Here is a 16,696-nt window from a genome sequence, read left to right on the forward strand (position 1 = left end):
ATAAAAATACCAAATTACATTATCCGCGTATCTCAAAAAAGGGGAGAAAATAATATGGATTTAACATGGGAGCTGGAAAGCATATACCCTTCTTTTGAGTCGGAGAAGTTCCATCAGGACCTTGAGCTTCTGGTAGAGTATGCTGAGAGATTAAAACAATGGCGTGCAGAACATCTGCATAACCGTATACATAACGACAGAGCTGCAGCGGAAGCAATGGAGCAATTTTTGCGGGAATATAATGATTATAAAAGTATCTACCTCCGTCTATTCAGCTATGCGGAGCTAAGGTTCAGCATGGACAGCAGCAATATGGATGCCGTTAACAGAATGGATGAGCTCGAGGACACGGCAGCAGCGGCCGGAGAAGTTCATGCAGACTTCAGCAAGTGGCTGGCAAATATCACAGATCTGCACTCTACCATCGGTTCGTCCGCTTATCTTGCCGAGCATGAATTCTATCTGTACGGACTGCAACGGCAATCTGTCCATTTGCTGGGTGAAGAGGGGGAAGCAGTTATTGCGAGGCTGCAGCGTACCGGTTCCAAAGCCTGGGAGAGGCTGTATATGCAGACATTATCCACACTCCGCATGGACATCAGGATCAGTGAAGAAGCTCGGAGCTTGTCCTTAGCAGAATTGCGGAATCTGGTCTATGACGGAGACGCACAGGTGAGAAAAGCAGCTTCTGAAGCTGAGCATGAAGCGTGCCGGAATGTAGCGGAACAGAGTGCGGCCTGTCTGAACTCCGTTAGCGGAGAAGCGGCTGCGGTCTATGAGCTGAGAGGGTATGATTCTCCGCTGCACAAAGTATTGACGGCATCAAGAATGGACCAGAAAACACTGACCGTCATGCTGAACGCCATTGAGGAGAGTCTACCCGTCTTTCATCAATACTATTTGAAAAAGGCAGAGCTGCTCGGCCATTCCGGCCAGCTGCCGTTTTATGATATTTTTGCTCCGATCGTCGGAGAGTGTTCAGCCCAAATCACCTACCTGGAAGCAAGAGACGTGATTGTCTCCGGTTTCAGTGCATTTAGCACAGAATTAGGTGAATTCGCTGCTAAAGTGTTCAAGCAGCGCTGGATCGATGCCGAGCCAAGAGCGGGCAAAGGGAATTTCGGCTTGTGCGTCGATATTTTTCCAATCGGAGAAAGCCGGATCATCACCTGCTTTACGGGGAATTATATCGATGTCAGTATACTGGCGCACGAAATCGGGCATGCCTACCATAGCAGCTGTCTTACTGGTGAGACTATGGTGAATACTGATTATCCGATACCGATCGCGGAAACGGCGTCGATTTTTTGTGAAAGTCTCATTCATCAGGAGCTGGGGAAGGTGGCACCAAAAAGTGAGACCCGGTCCATTCTGGAACGGAGCCTATCCGATGCGGGATATTACATTGTCGATTTCTATGCCCGCTACTTATTCGAGAGCCAGCTGTACGAACGGAGACGATCCGGTGCTCTGTCCGTCGAGGAACTGAATGACCTGATGCATGAATCGATGGCAGCTGCTTATGGCGATAGCGTGGACCCTGACTCTATTCATCCTTACCAGTGGATCAGCAAAGCCGGGTATTATATGGCAGGTAATGAATTTCTGAATTTCCCCTATTCCTTCGGTCTGTTATTCTCTAAGGGTCTGTATGCACAGTATAAGAAGCAAGGGGAACCATTCGTGGAGCGTTACCGGTCTTTCCTGGCAGCTACCGGCAAAAACAACATTGCTGACGCTGCACAGCTCATGAATATTGATGTTGATTCACCAGAGTTCTGGCGGGATGCGCTGGCATTGATCGCGGAAGATGTTCAGAAGTTTGTGGAGAGTGTGTAAACTCTGCGGCGGGAGTTCCTTTTTGTGGTGAAGTGTGGTAGAACAGTAGAAGGAGTATATACCGCAGCGATACAGAAAGGGATGCTTGATCGAATGTATGTAGTGTGTAAGGAACATGTGGAACTGGCCATCGACAAATTTGTGGACGAGTTCGAGGATGCACCGGATATTGTGGACCTGAAGGAAACTGAGTTCTCTGACTGGGATCCCCCGGCGAAATGTGCGGAATGCGATAAGAATGCAGAGGTTCTGGTAGTCTAGAGCCTGTGTGCTTCATGACAATTCAATTAACTAATCAAAAGATGTCCATAGCCGGATGTTCACGCATCCGGGTTATCGGTCACGCTTAATCAGGTATACCCTGCAGCTGTGAAAGTGAGCTGCAGGGTATTTTGGTATATAGACTGTATGGTGGTACTATCGGCTTACGCCTCAAATATTTCCTTCATCCCGTTGCTGCTGCCCCGGCGGTATATAAAGGCTGAGGCGATGGCAATGAGTGCAGCAATGGAAAGCCCCCAGTAAATGTTGGAGTAAGCCGTTGACAGGGAGAGGCCACGCTGCCACTCCAGCGCACTGGCGGCCATGGCGACGCCAAACGCGCCACTGAAGAACTGCAGCAGCTGGAACAGCCCCATCCCGGAACCAATCTGTGAGGAAGGCAAAATACGAGAGATTTCGTTGGATACCCCACTGGAGAGCGTGGTAAAGGCCAGACTCATAATCATGTACACGAACATCACCGCCACCCACGAATGTCCGGCGAAGAGGGCAAATAAAACGGTAGCCGTCAGTACAAGCAGCGGCACAAAGCGCAGAATACCTCCGTTGCCGAAGCGGTCAATGATCCGGCCTACGGACCGGGATACAATAATGGCAAGCAGAGAACCGGGGAAAATCACGAATCCGGCATGGCTCGCGCTAAATCCAAAACGGTGAACCAGAATCTGTGGCAGCAGGAACAAGGTTGCAAAGCTGCATAGGTATGAAGCGATCCCGACCAGGGAAAGTACCAGGTAGGAGCGGTTCTTGAATAGAGCAGGCATGACAAACGGATCAGGAGTGGTCCGTATCCGGCTGACGAACAAGATAATTGCGGCTATGCCGGCTATCAGAGCAATCCATAGCCCACTGGTTAGGAACAGCAGAAGCCCGGTGGTGCCGATTCCGAGGAAGATCCCTCCAACGGCGTCAAAAGAACCGCGACTCGGTAGCTCCTTCGGCAGCAGAACCAGAAACAGCGGTACAAGCAGCAGGATAAATGCAGTAACGGCAAACAGCCAGTTCCAGCCAAAGTACTGGGTAATGGCACCGCCTGCAACGGGACCGAGTCCCAGGCCAAGCGAAACAGCTGACATTATGGTAGCCATTGCCTTGCCGCGGCGGTCCAACGGAACATAACGGGTGAACAGAACTAGTGACAGCGACATGACAGCTCCGGCCCCGGAAGCCTGCACGATCCGGACGATCAAGAGGAAGATGAAGTTCGTGCTGAGGAATCCGGCAATCGCTGCGAATCCGAGTGTCAGCAGGCCGATCGTCAGCAGCCTGCGGATCGGCAGGAAGTCAGATAGTCTACTGTAGGTAATCGATGCAATGGAGAACATAATGGAATACCCGGTCACGATCCATGAGGCGGCAGAGGCTGAGATACCAAAAGACTCTGTCACATCAGGCAGCGCCAGATTGAACATCGCCGTATTCATAATGACAAGAACAACCGCAACACTGAATAGAAGCGTCAACAGCCCTTCTCTGGGAAGAGTGGCTTCCACTGCTGAATCTTTATTTTCCGCTGTAGCGGAGATGTTAGGTACTGATTCCATGTGATGACCACTCCTATATATTATTTTATATTTCGATTATCATCGAACATTTGAAATATAGCATGGGCTGATATAAAATGCAATTAGGAGCACAACTATTTCTAGCATCCATCGGTATGCTAAAGGGGATATTGATCCATGAAGATACTTTTTCATCCGGAGCGTAAGGATATTCAGCTTGCCTCCGTACTGTATGCACTTAGTGATCCAATTCGCTTGTCCATCATTTCAGATATTCATCATAACGGCGAACAGGCCTGCAACTGCTTCAATGTGCCTGTCGCCAAATCGACGATGTCCCATCATGCCCGGACGCTGCGCGAAGCAGGGGTTGTCCATACCCGTGTTCAAGGTACCCAGCGTATGCTGTCCTTGCGTACGGAGGATTTGAATGCACGTTTTCCAGGATTGCTGGATTCTGTGCTCAGTGCCTATGAGGCGGCAGAACAGCCTGTGTGGGTGACGGAGTCAGAGGAGAGTAGTCACTAAGGCGGGTACTCAATAAAAGGGTATACGATAAAGAACAAGACAACGTCTACATTCCTGGGGTGTAAAAAAGACAAAGCCACTGTAGGCTTTGTCTTTTGCTGCTTCTTTTATATAACTAGTGCTTCAGCGCGGATTCACCTTCACCTGCGAGCCCTTGCCGCCATACTGGATGCCGGTGTCTTTAGTACCTACTTCCTTCAGATCAGCGAGCAGCCGTTCGATCACGGCCTTGGATGCAGCGGCTTCCTTCGCGCCGGAGGCCTTGACTACCAGCAGCACCGGCTTCCCGGAGCGCAGATGCTTGTCCGCCTGACGTAGCTTCGTATCATAGTCATGCTCCTCAATATGAGCGGTGAAGCGCAATTCTTTCACCTTCTCCTTGCCGCCCGGACCCGCTGGTGTTCGGCCTGAAGCTGGCTTGCGAGCGGTGTTATCTTTCTGCGCTGCCGATTTGGCTTTGCCCTTGGCCATGAGGCTGCAGGGCGGCGGGCTGCTCATCAGCGAGGTACAGACCAGATCCGCTCCTGCGGACCGGGCCATGGCCAACGCCTCCTCTCTAGTAACTACGCCCAGCTTCTCACCCTTCAGTCCGGTAAGGACAACCTCAGACGCTCTAATTTGTTCATTGATTAAGACTGCCATTATAAGTGAACCCCCTGGGTATAATAATCTATAGCTATCATATACGGAACTCGCTGGGGGTTCAATTTCGATTACGGGTAAGGAGCAGAGAATCTGGCATTAATGATATAATTCTGAGTATAACTGTCCAAAAGACTTAGCGTAGATGTGTTCAGACAGATATAGCAGAGAATAAACGGCTCAAACACATATGCAGACCATGGAGGATTTATGTTCATACAAATTATCGGAGTAGGCAAATTGAAGGAAAAGTATTTGACTCTCGGCATCGCGGAGTATGCCAAGCGGCTGACGCCATACCTCAAGTTCCAGATGATTGAGGTGGCGGATGAGAAGGCACCTGACAACCTCAGCACGGCTGAGGTTGTTCAGGTGAAGGTGCGCGAGGGCGAGCGTATCCTCGCGCATATCAAGAGCGAGGCGCATGTCATTGCGCTCGCGATCGACGGCAAGCTCTGGAGCTCGGAAGAGCTTGCCGCCGAGATCGACCGGCTCGGCACCTATGGGACGAGCCATGTCGTCTTCGTCATCGGAGGGAGCCACGGGCTCTCCGATGACGTGATGCGCCGCGCCCAGCAGCGCATGAGCTTCGGCCGCATGACGCTGCCCCATCAGCTCATGCGGCTGGTGCTGGTAGAGCAGATTTATCGCGCGGTGAAGATAAATCGGGGAGAACCGTATCATAAATGACGGCTAAATTTTATGTAAGTATAATTTATTTGGTTGGGGTAATTGCGGTCTTTCAATGATATTAAATTTATTAACGATTGCTCGACAAGTGTACGAAGGTTACTCTTCAACAGAGTGGTCCTTTTTTTATAAATCTCAGGTTCTTCGCTTAGATGAGATTTCATATCGATTTGTTGTTATCTCTGAACGCAGATAATCGTCGTTTAGTGCTTTTAAAAAAAGAAAAGCATTTTTTGATGTGATTGTAAATTCTTGATTGGCTTGGTCAATCTGTATATCGAGATTATAGTGTTGAATTGTTGTGCAAATTTGATTGAAACCCATTTGTGGAATAAGTCCGTTGTTTAGAATAGCAGCTAACTTCCTCTTCTTTCGCCCATCAGTACCAACAAAAGTATTCAGGTCAGTCATATTAACGTAATTATGAGTTGCGGCAATTTGCTGTAGTGCATTTTGAGAGGCGGCTTCATATAATTCCTCATATCCGAAGATACGTTCGAAATTCATGGGTTGCATAATAACAATGTCGTTATTAAAACAAAATGCATCAACATCGTTGGGTATCTGGAAAATGTTCTCTTCCACACGTGAAAAACGACCGCCGTTATATGCAATTGCATTAAATACACCAGGACGTAAAATTTTTCCGGGACTATATTTACGATAGTAGATAATATGCTCATTATCAAAACTAACTTTGACTGCGTATGCCCACATTTTCTTTAAGGTAGTCTCATCCACGTTTTCGAATATTTCAGTGGTCTCATCATTTAAAATAGGCTGATTAATTTGGGGAGCATGAGTAACATTCTCCACAGGAATGCACTGAAAGGATTCAGTTGTATCCATGTTTATATCATAGGGAACAATGTTTACTTGATGAACTAATAATTCATCAAGTGTAAGTTTAAACATGTCAAAGAAGGCTGTTGAAAGAGTGGGTGTATGAACAGTCTTATAAACGGAAAACGGGATCGGTGCATTTCTCCTTTCTTTAAGAATGAAATATAAATGAGCACGTTTATTATTTGCTTGCTCCAAACGTCTTTTTAGCTGTTCCAGTTCACCCAGTGTCGTCACTATATTTTCACCCCAAGATATATTTTATTGTCGATACTATTTATTTCAACTGTGTCACCTATACGAAGATCTGATTTTGTGATCAGAATAATGGATTGATTTATTTCAATGATACGGTAACGGAACAGTATTAAAACTGGATTTATAAAAAACATATTGGTATGCGTGTAGATAATAGTTAAAACGATAAGTAGAAGAGCAAATACTATAATGTCGTTTATTTTGTCGGTCTTAAAGGAAAGAAGAGGAATTACATATGTGGCAAAATAGTTAAGAACTTCGCTACTTTTTGTATGAATAGTGTTTACTGTACAACTCAATGGTGTATTTCCGGTACTCCTCCTCATAATAATGAACAAAACTAAATTGGGTATAACTATAAACCCTAGAAACGTCCATTCGATAATAGGATTTATTAAAAATAATGAGGGCCTTGCATTAGAAAACCCAAATACTTTCTCAAAGTTGAAGTTCTGTACAAATAAAATGAAAAACATCGGTGAAACTGAACTTAGAAACAAGACAGCTTTTACCCAAGTACGCATTTGTTCACCCCTGTTTCAATAATATGGTAATAGATGTAACCTTTCAACAATTATATTATTATTTGAAACTCATGTTAGGTTATTAGAAGGATCTCTTAATGGTAAAGTCAGTCTGCAAATATTAACATTGTTGATATATAATAGATGAAGCAAGTTAATACAGATGAGCATCCCTCATTAGAGGAAAAATGATGAACTGTTTTGAGGTATCAATAAGTAATTTACTGTTTATGGATTGGAGTAAAAGAACTGCATTGCATCAACTGAAACCAAAGGGGCTTACAAATGACTAACGAAGAATTCAAGAAACTAAAAGCAGATTTATGGTCAGCTGCGGATCAACTTAGAGCGAACTCCGGACTAAAGTCCACAGAATATGCCACTCCTATTTTGGGGCTTATCTTCCTGCGTTTTGCCGAGAGCAAATATTTACAATATGAAGAAGAGATTAATGCTGAATACAATAGACTAAAAGGTACCCGGATAGAGCGCGAGGTACATGAAATAGCGATTGAAAAATGCGGATTTTATCTTCCCGATGAAGCAAAATACAACCATCTTCTTAATTTACCAGAGAGCGAGAACTTAGCACAGAAGGTAAAAGAAGCTATGGTGGCAGTTGAGAAGTTTACATCAGAGCTTGAAGGAACCTTACCAAAGGACGAGTATTATAACGTTAACGGTAAGGAAGACAAGACCGTTTTGAAAAAACTACTTAAGAATTTCAAGGACATTCCAGAGGACATTAGCATAGATCTATTTGGTGAGATATACGAATACTTTCTTGGTAACTTTGCTCTTGCAGAAGGTCAGGGCGGCGGGGAATTCTTTACGCCATCAAGTGTTGTGCGTTACATGGTTGAGGTTCTTGCCCCTACAGGAGGGAAGATATTAGATCCTGCTTGTGGTTCTGGGGGGATGTTTGTCCAGACAGCGCATTACATCAAAGAGCATAAACAAAATGGGAATGACATCAATTTGCGTGCCTATGGTGTAGAAAAGACAGGAGCAACCGTTAAACTTGCAAAAATGAACCTTGCCCTTAATAACATTAGAGGTACAATTACCGAAGCTAACTCTTACTATGTAGATCCTTATGATTGTGTGGGTGCCTTTGATTATGTGATGGCCAATCCTCCGTTTAATGTGGATGGAGTAGAACTTGACTCGGTTAAGAATCAGCCGCGCTTCAATACCTACGGTGTACCACAGAACAAGACGAAGAAGGCCCAAAAGGATCAATCCGAAACCGTACCGAATGGTAATTACCTTTGGATTAATATGTTCGCAACAGCTCTTAATGAAAAAGGACGTGCAGCCCTTGTTATGGCGAACTCTGCATCTGATGCAGGTCATAGCGAGAAGGATATTAGGAAGAAGCTCATTGAAGAAGGGTTAATCAGTCAAATGCTGACCATGCCCAAGAACATGTTTAGTACAGTAAGCTTACCAGCCACGCTGTGGTTCTTTGACAGACAGAAGATGAATAAGGATGAGATCCTATTCATTGATGCAAGAAACGTGTTTACTGTCATTGATAGAGCGCACGTTAAATTCAGTGATGAGCAAATAAAGAATCTCGGTATCATCTCAAGATTATATGAGGGCAAGACAGAAGCCTTTGACAGTCTTATTAATGATTATAAGACTAACCTTGAAAATGCTGAAACGGAAAGTGACAAGAGATATTGGCAGTCTAATGTAGACTGGCTAATAGAGCGTTTTCCAGAGGGTAAATATTGCGATGTTATCGGACTTTGCAAAGTTGCGAAGATTGATGGGGAGGACGGAATAGCTGAGCAGGATTATTCGCTGAACCCCGGACGTTATGTTGGCGTAGTTATCGAAGAAGATGGCATGACGAAAGAAGAGTTTAATGCAGAGATGCTACGGCTTAATGAGGAATTGACAGTACTGAACAGTACCGCGCAGGAGCTTGAAAGGAAGATAACGGAAAATCTGTTGTCTTTGGTGAGTGAGTGATGTGGGAAACAGAGACTTATAGTTTGACAGATTTAGGAACAGTAAAAAGAGGTCGTTCACGGCATCGCCCTAGAGATGATAATTCTCTATATGGTGGAGAGTACCCATTTGTGCAAACCGGTGATATTAAAAGAGCTAATTTTTATTTAACAAAGTATACTCAGACATATAATGATAAGGGACTCCAACAGAGCAAAATGTGGGGCAAAGGGACGTTGTGCATTACTATTGCTGCCAATATTGCAGAGACGGCTATTCTTGGAATAGAGGCATGTTTCCCTGATAGTATTGTTGGCTTTATTCCTTATGAAGATAGGGCGGATGTTCGTTATATAAAATACTATTTCGATATATTCAAAAAACAAATGCAAGTATTATCATTAGGGGCCACACAAGACAATTTTAGTGTTGAAAAAATGCTAAGCGTAAAATTTATTATTCCACAATTACCAACACAAAATAAGATAGCAGATATATTATCCGCATATGATGACCTTATTGAAAACAACAACTGCAGAATAGAGATATTAGAGCAAGCTGTACAGCAAATATATAAAGAATGGTTTGTACGGTTTCGATTTCCTGGCTATGAAACTACCCACTTCACAAAGGGGATACCTGATGGATGGGAAGTGAAAAGTATATCTCAAATCGCAGACATTACGGATGGAACACATGATACGCCAAAGCCGGTTGATACAGGATATTATCTCGTTACAGGTAAACACATTATCAAAGATACTATTGACTTTTCATCAGCGTATTACATCTCTGAAAAGGACCATATTGCTATAAGCAAACGTAGTGGATTGGAAAGAGGAAATATTCTATTTTCTAATATAGGAACTATAGGTTCTATTTGCATAATTGGTGACGATACTGATTTTAGTGTAAAGAATGTAATTATTATTAAACCCTTTAACGATGAAGGTACGTGTTTTTTGTATTGCTTGTTGAAAAACACTACTACACAAGAAGTTTTCAAGCAGCAAGCTGGCGGTTCTTCACAGCAGTTTATTGCTCTTGGATTTATGAGGAAATATAAAGCTCTGATTCCAGATTCGAGAGTGCTAGAAAATTTCGTAGTGCACGTCAAGCCAATCTTAAATGAAAAATCAGTGCTACAAACTAAAAATCTAAACCTAGTCAAACAACGGGATCAATTACGCTCAAGGTTAATGAGTGGAAAATTAGAGATTTAGATTATAAATGAATTATTCTACGAAGGAGAACTTTGAGCGATTGTAGTATTTAATTAGGAACCATATGAAATGCCGAGGGGGAACATGCATATGCCACGCATTATTACAGAGGATATGATTGAGCAGGCATCGATTAAAATGCTGGTCGAATCTTACGGATACGACACAATGAATTGCTATACACCTGAAAGGGAGACCTTACCTGATGGTTCTGGCAGAGAGAATAAGAAGCAGGTTGTACTTCCGAATATACTCTTTAGTACGTTGTGTGAAATTAATCCTACGATCCCTGTGGAGACGATCAGATCGGTTGCTGGTACACTGCAGGTTACCCCCTTTACTACTGATTTAATGTCTATTAATTGTGCAAACTATCAAATGCTTAGAACGGGCATCACTGTCCAATATGAAGTGAACGGCAAGCAAGAGAGCAATATCCTCAACATCATTGATTACAAAGTACCGCTAAATAATAACTTCACCGTTGTCTCACAAATGTGGATCAAAGGTGAAGTTCATTGGCGGCGGCCTGACTTAATCATTTTTATCAATGGCTTGCCGCTTGTGTTTATTGAACTTAAAAACTCCAATATATTAGTGAAGAACGCTTACGATAAGAACTTGACCGACTATCTGAAGGATATTCCCTACCTATTCAACTACAATCAGATTTGTGTGCTATCTAATGGTATGGAGACTCGTGTGGGCAGCTTTAAAGCAGGATATGAACATTTTTTTGAATGGTTAAAGGTAGACAGTGAAAAAGAAAAGCCAGACAGAGATCAGATTAAGGAGAAGGGCATTAGTCTTGAGTATTTGATCAACGGATTATTAAAAAAAGAAACACTCATTGATTACATAGAAAACTTTATACTGTTTAATCGTAAACGAACGAAAATAATAGCTAAGAACCATCAGTTCTTGGGCATTAACAGTGCGTTTGATGCCTTCATCAATCGTGAAAGCTTAAAGGGTAAGCTTGGTGTGTTCTGGCATACACAGGGTAGCGGTAAAAGCTATTCGATGGTTATGTTCGCACGCAAGATAAAGCATAAGTGCGAAGGGAACTTTACGTTTTTGATCGTTACTGACCGTCAAGACTTAGATGACCAAATATATAAGAACTTCTTAAGAACGAATTTTATAGCGAAAGATGAAGATGTTCGTCCTGCCAACAGTACTAAATTGCGTGAACAACTCACTACAAACAAGACGATTTTGTTTACACTAATTCATAAGTTTAGATACGATAAAGGCAAACAATATCCTGTATTATCTGAACGAAAAGATATTATTGTTATGGTGGATGAGGCCCACAGAACGCAGTACAAAGACCTTGCGGAGAATATGCGAAATGGTCTGCCTAATGCACAGTTTATAGCATTTACAGGAACACCGTTACTTGGAAGCAAGCGCTTAACGAATTCCTGGTTTGGTGATTATGTCAGCGAATACAATTTTGCTCAATCGATTGAAGATGGTGCAACTGTACCGCTGTATTACACGAAACGTGTTCCAACAGTTGAACTGAGCAATGATTTCCTGGATTCCGATTTCTCGGAAATCTTAGAACAGGACAATTTAACGGATGAAGAACAAAAGCGTTTGGAGAACCACTATGCAAGAGAGCTCGAAGTTATTAAGCGTGATGACAGACTTGAAATTATCGCTAAAGATATTGTGTACCATTTCCCACGACGGGGCTTTCTTGGTAAGGGAATGGTTATCTGCGTCGATAAATTTACAGCTGTTAGAATGTACGACAAAGTAACTTACTACTGGAAAGAAGAAATCAAACAGCTCAATAAAGAAATTACAAAAGAAAAAGACGAGGTAAAGCGTCTTGAATTAAAACGGATTGTTGATTATATGCGAATTGTAAAAATGGCAGTTATTATTAGTGAAGAAGACAAAGAAGAAGAAAAATTTGCAGCTCAAGGTCTATCTATTCAAAAACATAGAGATGTTATGAATGATGTTGATGAGAACGGCTTTGATATTGAAGATCATTTTAAGAATGAGAATCATCCGTTCCAACTTGTATTTATCTGCTCTATGTGGCTAACCGGCTTTGATGCCCCTAGTGTATCTACCATGTATTTGGACAAACCGATGAAAGGGCACACTCTAATGCAAGCGATCGCAAGAGCAAACCGTGTGTTCCCAGGGAAGGATAACGGTTTTATTGTTGATTATTTGGATGTATTTAAATATATGAAGCGAGCTCTTGCGGACTATGGTACATCAGAAGAAGAAGACATGCCTGTTAAAGATATTGAAAAGCTAGTGGATCTTTTAAACCAAGCCATTGAGAATACCACTATATTTTGTGATGCCCTAGGAATAGACATTAATGAATTAGTTACTACAAATGATACCTTCAAAAAGCTGGACTTATTTGATTGCTTTGCAGACACTATTTTACAAAATGATGAATGGAAAAATGAATTCAAAGTATATTCCAATACAGTAGAATTATTATATGAGTCCCTCCGTCCCGACATATTTAAGATGGATTGGAACAATCCACTGAAAGAAGCTATCCTCTACTTAAGAGGAATTATTGAGGGTAAAATAAGGCCTGAGAAACTGGAAGAAGCACGTAAGAGAATCGATGCACTGCTGGACCAAAGTGTTGTTGCAGAACAAGCAGCTGTTTATGAAATAGCAAAGACATCTAAAGAGATTGACCTTTCTAAGCTAAATATAGACGAGTTAAGAGGGCAATTTAAAAAGATTAAATATAAGAATATTGAAATTGCAAATCTAAGGGATTACATCTCGAAAAAGCTTGAGCATATGTTAAAGAAAAATATTACAAGAAGTAACTTCGCTGAAATATTCCAGAACATCATTGATAATTATAATGCTGGTGGCTCAACGAATGATGATTTCTTTGAAAAGCTATTAGAGTTTATGGAAAGCTTAAGGGCAGAAGAGGAACGGCATATAAAGGAAGAATTAACCGAAGAAGAACTCGAAATATTTGACTTGCTATGTAAAGAAAAGTTAACTGCAACGGAGGAAAAGAAAGTTAAGCTTGCGGCAAAAATGCTATATGAAACCCTGATACAAAAGAAGGCAGAGCTTTTTGTAGTCGGCTGGCATAATGACCCTCAGCCAAAAGAAAAGGTTAAGAGCGAGATAATAAGAGTGTTAAATAGCTTTTTACCAGACAGCTACGAAAGAGATGTCTTTACATTAAAGAGCAACATTATATATGAGCATATCATAGACCAGGCAATCACAGGTTTTGGATGGATGGCAAGCTAGACGAGAATAACGTTTTGAGCTATTTTTCATTTAGATATTATGAATATAGAAACAATAAAATTTATAATGGAGGTAAATAAAGTCCAACAAAAACAGAAATACCATCTACAATAAAGTCTTATGTCAAAACGAACACCCCTATTCTAAACGGAGAATAGGGGTGTTTTGTATCTCATTCTTTAAGAACTAATTACTAAATGGAGCCATTCCTGTAATGAATTAATTTGAGGTTTGAATGAAAAAAGCGCCAGCTGTATACTGGGAAACGTTCCGCCAAAGAACAATTCCAGCACAGGAGGCACTCAACATGAAGTATAAACAATCGAAGAAACAGAATCAACGGATTACCCGGATTTCCGACAAGACCCTTGTTGTAGGTGCAGACATCGCCAAAGAAACCCATGTGGCTCGCGCCATCGACTATCGGGGGATTGAACTCGGAAAGGATTGTGTGTTCTCTAATACCCGTACCGGACTCGAGCAACTGGTTCAGTGGATGAAGGAGCTTCAGCGGGAGTATGCCAAGAGCGACGTCCTCTTTGGCATTGAGCCCACCGGACACTACTGGTTTAATCTGGCCGAGTATTTGGGACAGCAAGGCATCCCGCTGGTCATTGTTAATCCGCATCATGTGCACAAGAGCAAAGAACTGGAAGATAACTCACCCACGAAAAATGACTATAAAGATGCAAAAGTCATCGCAGACTTGGTGCGAAACGGAAAGTATAGCGAACCTAAACTGCCGACGAGTATCTATGCAGATCTGCGAATTCTCATGAATCTTCGAGAGAAGATCATGGTGAATCTCGGACAGGTGCAGAGGCGGGTTCAGAACTGGCAGGATCGCTTTTTCCCGGAATACGCCCAGGTATTCAAGGACTGGGAAGGCAAAGCCTCGCTCATTACGCTAGGCGAGTTTCCGACGCCAGGTGAGATCATCGCACTCGGTACAGAAGGCATCGTTAAGCGATGGAAGAAAGATGTGAAACGAGCTGTAGGCACGAAACGAGCCCAGCATCTCATGGAAACCGCGACACGTTCCATCGGTCTGACCGAAGGGCTCCCCGCAGCTAAAATAGAGATCAAAACGCTTCTGGAGCAGTACGATATGTTCACCAGACAACTTGAAGAGATTCTGAGCGAGGTCGAAGGTCTACTCGCGCAAATTCCAGGAACGAAAGAGATGCTCACCGTGCCGGGCGTGGCTGTGGTCACCTTGGCAGGGTTTCTAGCGGAAGTCGGGGATCTGAGCGGTTACGAGCATGGGCAGCAGATTATTCGGCTGGCGGGACTAAACCTCAAAGAGAATAGTTCTGGAAAGAAAAAAGGCAAAACGGGTATCACCAAACGTGGACGTGCACGCTTAAGGGCCCTGCTGTTCCGTGTGGTCATGCCCATGGTGGCCAAGAACGCGGAGTTCAAGGCACTGCACCAGTACTTCACGACACGCAGCCAGAATCCACTGAAGAAAAAGCAATCCCTTGTGGCACTGTGCGGGAAGCTCATTCGTGTCCTGCATACGCTGGGCACCAAGCACATTCCATACAATGCAAACGACGTGTTAGGGCCGGTACGTCAGGCTCAGATCCAGTTGGTCGCTTAAGAAAAACCAAGTTGACGTTTCTCATGAGGCTAGAATAACCAAAGACAAAGGAAGCACGGAGCAGCCGTAGGATTCAATTCCATAAGGGCAACGACCCGGTAAAGGAGCAAGAAACGGCGTCCACTTTTTGAGAGGCAGAACGAAGGAATTTAAGGGCAACGACCCGGTGTGACATGGGAGGGTAAGCCCTCAAGAATAGGATGTGGATATCCAATGTGCGATCATAGAAAAGATCCGTGGGTTTGGGGATAACTCCCTACAATCTCTATTCCCGCCACCGGCTCCACCAGAAAATAATGTAATCCTTTCATGACTTCTCCAGTTCTCAAGCTGTCAATGGCTGAAAATCTAAGAACGAGTGAGTAAACAAGAGCATTTATTAATTTATAGTGGGAGGATAACTATGGACAAGCAACAGCAACAAATGATTTTGGATTTTCTCAAAGCATCATATGATCCTGAGGGTACTATTCACTTTTTAGCAGTAGCTGCACTGGAACAGGAAAGAGTAGAGCATTCTCAACCTACCATCATCAAATTAAGGGTAGCCTTAACCTACGAAGAAGATCAATCCATTAACCCATACTTTGACGGAACCGATATGTATGTCTTATTGACCCCGACCGAAGTTCAATTTACCCGAGAGGAAGAGTGGGCAGATTGTCCTCCAATAATTGAGGGGAGCCCAATTGAACTAGCGCTAGGCTGGGTCTCTCAATTAAATGTACCGTTCTATGTTTCTACGGAAGCACATGAAGCAGCACAAATGGAAGGGGGTGAAATCTAATGCAGAAAAGTACGAATTACGAATCACTCGTAGAGAGTGAGGATATGCTGGTTAACCGCATCGAGACCTGCTCAGAAACCATAGAAGCTGTGCTACAGATGCTCTTCAAAAAGGATGGTCCGATTCATCTCCTGACCGTCCATGAAGTGGTTGTCGCCATGCACGAAATCCAAGTCAAGTTGGAACGTGAACTGCTACTTGTTCGAATAGAAAAAAGGCTCACAGCCCGATGCTTAGACTGTAAACCCTCCTGAACTTCACTCGCTACAGATTATACTTCTTCTGCTCCCATTCAAAGACTGACTTCAGTAGGCTTAACGCCATCGTCTGATCTTCTACAGAGCGCTCCAACAGCATCTCTACAACCCGGCTCAAAGCATCCTTACGATCCATCGGATCAAGGTATCGAAAGAACTCTTCTAACGACACACCTAACCCACCAACAACCTTCTGCAATGTCTCGATCGTTAGATTCTTCTCCCCGCGCTCCACCTGACCCACATAATTCGTATGTAAACCGGATAACTCGGCTAACTGCTCTTGGGATAAACCTTTATCCTTACGCAGCCGACGTATCCTATCTCCTACTCTCTTCACCACATCAGACACAAATACCACCTCAAGAAAAGCTTACCTGAAGGGCTTATTAGACTTAACACACTACAAATGTTAGTTGACTAAAATATAACATCTATAGATAATGAAAAGGATACAAATTACATCTTTTAGTGTGGGTA

15 protein-coding genes are annotated in these 16,696 nt (G+C 43.3%); 10 read left to right on the forward strand and 5 right to left on the reverse strand.

What is annotated here, in order from left to right; translation table 11 throughout:
- Window positions 1-54: 54 nt before the first annotated feature.
- Together ACAN54_RS14465 and ACAN54_RS14470 are read left to right on the forward strand one after the other, a co-directional pair.
- Window positions 55-1,839, forward strand: a complete 1,785-nt coding sequence (locus ACAN54_RS14465) for a M3 family oligoendopeptidase (protein ID WP_379156064.1) — start codon at window positions 55-57, stop codon at window positions 1,837-1,839.
- Window positions 1,840-1,932: 93 nt separating this feature from the next.
- On the forward strand, window positions 1,933-2,100 hold the full coding sequence (locus ACAN54_RS14470) for a CxxH/CxxC protein (RefSeq protein WP_074086447.1): 168 nt from the start codon (window positions 1,933-1,935) through the stop codon (window positions 2,098-2,100).
- 164 nt (window positions 2,101-2,264) lie between these two features.
- Here ACAN54_RS14470 and ACAN54_RS14475 read toward each other — a convergent pair whose 3' ends face one another.
- Entirely contained in the window at window positions 2,265-3,665 is a 1,401-nt protein-coding gene (locus ACAN54_RS14475; protein ID WP_379156068.1) for an MFS transporter, read from the reverse strand.
- Between the two features lie 138 nt (window positions 3,666-3,803).
- Here ACAN54_RS14475 and ACAN54_RS14480 point away from each other — a divergent pair, with 138 nt between their 5' ends.
- Window positions 3,804-4,154: an ArsR/SmtB family transcription factor gene (locus tag ACAN54_RS14480; protein WP_379156071.1), complete on the forward strand. Its 351-nt coding sequence runs from the start codon at window positions 3,804-3,806 to the stop codon at window positions 4,152-4,154.
- Window positions 4,155-4,277: 123 nt separating this feature from the next.
- Here the strand turns inward: ACAN54_RS14480 and infC are convergent, their stop codons facing one another.
- The gene (infC, locus tag ACAN54_RS14485; RefSeq protein WP_379156074.1) at window positions 4,278-4,796 is read right to left on the reverse strand and encodes a translation initiation factor IF-3; all 519 of its coding nucleotides are present in this window, start codon (window positions 4,794-4,796) and stop codon (window positions 4,278-4,280) included.
- A 210-nt stretch (window positions 4,797-5,006) separates the two neighbouring features.
- On the opposite strand from infC, the gene rlmH reads away from it, so the two are divergent.
- Window positions 5,007-5,486 carry a 23S rRNA (pseudouridine(1915)-N(3))-methyltransferase RlmH gene (gene rlmH, locus ACAN54_RS14490; RefSeq protein ID WP_379156078.1) on the forward strand — a complete coding sequence of 160 codons (480 nt, stop codon included), beginning with the start codon at window positions 5,007-5,009 and terminating at the stop codon, window positions 5,484-5,486.
- 135 nt (window positions 5,487-5,621) lie between these two features.
- On the opposite strand, the gene ACAN54_RS14495 is transcribed toward rlmH, so the two are convergent.
- The gene (locus ACAN54_RS14495) at window positions 5,622-6,566 is read right to left on the reverse strand and encodes a Kiwa anti-phage protein KwaB-like domain-containing protein (RefSeq protein ID WP_379156081.1); all 945 of its coding nucleotides are present in this window, start codon (window positions 6,564-6,566) and stop codon (window positions 5,622-5,624) included.
- Complete coding sequence (gene kwaA, locus ACAN54_RS14500; protein ID WP_379156083.1) at window positions 6,566-7,111, reverse strand: anti-phage protein KwaA; 546 nt, start codon at window positions 7,109-7,111, stop codon at window positions 6,566-6,568. The genes ACAN54_RS14495 and kwaA overlap by 1 nt, the downstream gene beginning before the upstream one ends.
- Window positions 7,112-7,396: 285 nt before the next feature.
- On the opposite strand from kwaA, the gene ACAN54_RS14505 reads away from it, so the two are divergent.
- From ACAN54_RS14505 to ACAN54_RS14530, 6 genes are all read left to right on the forward strand, one after another.
- On the forward strand, window positions 7,397-9,094 hold the full coding sequence (locus ACAN54_RS14505; RefSeq protein WP_379156086.1) for a class I SAM-dependent DNA methyltransferase: 1,698 nt from the start codon (window positions 7,397-7,399) through the stop codon (window positions 9,092-9,094).
- Window positions 9,094-10,296 carry a restriction endonuclease subunit S gene (locus ACAN54_RS14510; protein WP_379156089.1) on the forward strand — a complete coding sequence of 401 codons (1,203 nt, stop codon included), beginning with the start codon at window positions 9,094-9,096 and terminating at the stop codon, window positions 10,294-10,296. The genes ACAN54_RS14505 and ACAN54_RS14510 overlap by 1 nt, the downstream gene beginning before the upstream one ends.
- 90 nt (window positions 10,297-10,386) lie before the next feature.
- Window positions 10,387-13,569: a type I restriction endonuclease subunit R gene (locus ACAN54_RS14515; RefSeq protein WP_379156093.1), complete on the forward strand. Its 3,183-nt coding sequence runs from the start codon at window positions 10,387-10,389 to the stop codon at window positions 13,567-13,569.
- Window positions 13,570-13,876: 307 nt separating this feature from the next.
- Complete coding sequence (locus ACAN54_RS14520; protein WP_379156096.1) at window positions 13,877-15,172, forward strand: IS110 family RNA-guided transposase; 1,296 nt, start codon at window positions 13,877-13,879, stop codon at window positions 15,170-15,172.
- Window positions 15,173-15,575: 403 nt separating this feature from the next.
- Window positions 15,576-15,959 (forward strand): hypothetical protein, encoded by a 384-nt coding sequence (locus ACAN54_RS14525; protein WP_379156099.1) that lies wholly within the window; start codon window positions 15,576-15,578, stop codon window positions 15,957-15,959.
- Window positions 15,959-16,213: a hypothetical protein gene (locus ACAN54_RS14530; RefSeq protein ID WP_379156102.1), complete on the forward strand. Its 255-nt coding sequence runs from the start codon at window positions 15,959-15,961 to the stop codon at window positions 16,211-16,213. Before ACAN54_RS14525 ends, ACAN54_RS14530 begins: the two co-directional genes overlap by 1 nt.
- Before the next feature lie 10 nt (window positions 16,214-16,223).
- On the opposite strand, the gene ACAN54_RS14535 is transcribed toward ACAN54_RS14530, so the two are convergent.
- Window positions 16,224-16,556, reverse strand: a complete 333-nt coding sequence (locus tag ACAN54_RS14535; RefSeq protein ID WP_379156105.1) for a helix-turn-helix domain-containing protein — start codon at window positions 16,554-16,556, stop codon at window positions 16,224-16,226.
- Window positions 16,557-16,696: the final 140 nt, after the last annotated feature.

The organism is Paenibacillus diazotrophicus, assembly GCF_042610465.1.

Bases quoted from the DNA above. Each gene is read 5' to 3' on its own strand.
- ACAN54_RS14470 (WP_074086447.1), top strand. From the start codon at position 1,933: ATGTATGTAGTGTGTAAGGAACATGTGGAACTGGCCATCGACAAATTT.
- ACAN54_RS14475 (WP_379156068.1), bottom strand. From the start codon at position 3,665: ATGGAATCAGTACCTAACATCTCCGCTACAGCGGAAAATAAAGATTCA.
- ACAN54_RS14515 (WP_379156093.1), top strand. From the start codon at position 10,387: ATGCCACGCATTATTACAGAGGATATGATTGAGCAGGCATCGATTAAA.
- ACAN54_RS14520 (WP_379156096.1), top strand. From the start codon at position 13,877: ATGAAGTATAAACAATCGAAGAAACAGAATCAACGGATTACCCGGATT.
- ACAN54_RS14505 (WP_379156086.1), top strand. From the start codon at position 7,397: ATGACTAACGAAGAATTCAAGAAACTAAAAGCAGATTTATGGTCAGCT.
- ACAN54_RS14525 (WP_379156099.1), top strand. From the start codon at position 15,576: ATGGACAAGCAACAGCAACAAATGATTTTGGATTTTCTCAAAGCATCA.
- ACAN54_RS14530 (WP_379156102.1), top strand. From the start codon at position 15,959: ATGCAGAAAAGTACGAATTACGAATCACTCGTAGAGAGTGAGGATATG.
- rlmH (WP_379156078.1), top strand. From the start codon at position 5,007: ATGTTCATACAAATTATCGGAGTAGGCAAATTGAAGGAAAAGTATTTG.
- ACAN54_RS14465 (WP_379156064.1), top strand. From the start codon at position 55: ATGGATTTAACATGGGAGCTGGAAAGCATATACCCTTCTTTTGAGTCG.
- infC (WP_379156074.1), bottom strand. From the start codon at position 4,796: ATGGCAGTCTTAATCAATGAACAAATTAGAGCGTCTGAGGTTGTCCTT.
- ACAN54_RS14510 (WP_379156089.1), top strand. From the start codon at position 9,094: ATGTGGGAAACAGAGACTTATAGTTTGACAGATTTAGGAACAGTAAAA.
- ACAN54_RS14480 (WP_379156071.1), top strand. From the start codon at position 3,804: ATGAAGATACTTTTTCATCCGGAGCGTAAGGATATTCAGCTTGCCTCC.
- kwaA (WP_379156083.1), bottom strand. From the start codon at position 7,111: ATGCGTACTTGGGTAAAAGCTGTCTTGTTTCTAAGTTCAGTTTCACCG.